The sequence below is a fragment of the Sphingopyxis sp. Geo48 genome, assembly GCF_949769155.1.
Lineage (GTDB): Bacteria > Pseudomonadota > Alphaproteobacteria > Sphingomonadales > Sphingomonadaceae > Sphingopyxis.
Genome location: NZ_CATKPA010000018.1, coordinates 1 through 1,526 on the forward strand (window position 1 = coordinate 1; position 1,526 = coordinate 1,526).

A 1,526-nucleotide genomic window follows, 5' to 3' on the forward strand; every position below is an offset into this window, starting at 1 on the left:
TATTCTGTTGAAGAAGTCGCCCGGAAGCGATGCCGAGGATCGAAGCGGACGCGGGGCGCACGACCTCCGCATCTTGATCAGACGGTGGCGAGGTGCTGGATCGGGAAGATCTTTGCCATTTTCCGGAGGTTTTGGGCCGCGGCGGCGAGGTGGAACTCGTCACGGGCACCATTGGGGCCGCGCAGACGCAAGCGGTCCAGTTTCAATATTCGCTTGAGGTGGGCGAACAGCATTTCGACCTTCTTTCGCTCTCGGCTCGACACAAGATAGGCGTCGGTTGTGGCGATGTCGCGAGCCATGTCGCGCGCGCCTTCGTGGATTGAACGCGTGATCTTGCGGGCTGGCGCATTGGGCGTGCATTGCGGCTTCAGAGCACAGCCTTCGCAGTCGTGCTGACGCGCGCGGTAGCGGATGGAGCCGTCCTTATCGATCCCGGTGCGCGGTGTACTGAAGTTGCGATTAGACCGCCGCAAGTGGTTGCCACCCGGGCAGATATAGCTGTCGTCGTCATAATCATAGATGAAGTCGACGCGCTCGAAGCTGCCGTCATTGCGACCGGATTTTTCGAACACGGGGATATGCGGCTCGATGGCTTTCTCTTCCACTAGCCACGCCAGGTTCGCGGCGGAACCATAGGCTGCGTCCGCTACAAGCCGATGCGGCCAGATGCCGAAGCGCTCCTGTGTCCGGTCGATCATTCTTCGCTGCGCTGTCACTTCGGCCTGCCGTACCGACGTTGTCGCCTCGACATCGACGATTACCGCATGATCGAGGTCGATCAGATAGTTGGTGCTGTAGGCGTAAAAGGCCCGCTCGCGCGTGGCCGCGGTCCAGCGGGAGGCAGGATCGGTCAGCGCGATCCGCTTCGGCTGGACAGGCGTCGAACCGCCGAACGCCGCATCGTCCAGCACCTCCAGATATTCTCGAACGGCGCGGCCGGTAACATCGGGCGGCAGACCTTCGTCCCCCGGCACCGATCGCCGGCGATATACATCAGCCCGGATCAGGCTCGCATCGACGGCAAAGCCTTCGCCGCCGACCAAGCCTTCCTTTATGCAGCGCGACACCGTCATCTCGAACAGCTCGCGAAGCAGATCGCTGTCGCGGAAGCGGCCATGCCGGTTCTTCGAGAAGGTCGAGTGATCAGGAACCGCTCCATCCAGCCCGAGCCGACAGAACCAGCGGTAGGCCAAGTTCAGGTGCACTTCCTCGCACAGCCGACGCTCTGAACGGATCCCCATGCAATAGCCGATGATCAGCATCCGGATCATCAGCTCCGGGTCGATCGAGGGGCGACCCGTCTCGCTGTAATAGGGGCGTAGATGCTCGCGCAGATCGCCCAGATCAACAAAGCGGTCGATCGACCGCAGCAGGTGGTCCGTCGGCACATGATCCTCGAGGCTGAAGCTGTAAAACAGCGCCTCCTGCATCACCGTTCGCTCACCCATCATCAGCCTTCTCCCGACAACGGGACGAGTGAATCAGCACTCGACCTTCATTGCAAGCGGGAGTTTTTCAACAGAATA

At 61.0% G+C, this 1,526-nt stretch carries 1 protein-coding gene; it reads right to left on the reverse strand.

Going from position 1 to position 1,526, the window contains the following annotated elements; translation table 11 throughout:
* Positions 1 to 77 precede the first annotated feature (77 nt).
* Positions 78 to 1,451, reverse strand: coding sequence for a transposase (locus QOL79_RS19510; RefSeq protein ID WP_283420420.1), 1,374 nt, complete (start codon positions 1,449 to 1,451; stop codon positions 78 to 80).
* Positions 1,452 to 1,526 lie beyond the last annotated feature (75 nt).